The 240-nt window shown below is 70.4% G+C and carries 1 protein-coding gene; it reads left to right on the forward strand.

The genetic code is table 11. The features are described from left to right. Window positions 1–20: 20 nt before the first annotated feature. A partial coding sequence (locus ACZ3HH_RS31075) for a hypothetical protein (RefSeq protein ID WP_465810565.1) occupies window positions 21–240 on the forward strand: 220 nt, incomplete at its 3' end.

Consider the following 240-nt stretch of genomic DNA (forward strand, 5'->3'; position numbering starts at 1 on the left):
CCGGATGCCGAAAGGGGAGCGTGCGTCAGGCTCTGGCATCCGAGGGTCCGGCGGGAGCCGCCCGCGCGCTCGACCGCCTGGTCGATCTGTTCGGACCCGAGTCCGTGCAGGTGGAGCTCATCGACCACGGCAGCCCGCTCGATTCGGCCCACAACGACCTGCTCGCTTCTCTTGCCGCCGAGCGCGGCCTTCCCGTCCTCGCGACGAACAACGTGCACTACGCGGCCCCGCAGAAGGAGC

Source organism: Pseudomonas sp. PME37.24/025 (assembly GCF_055556615.1).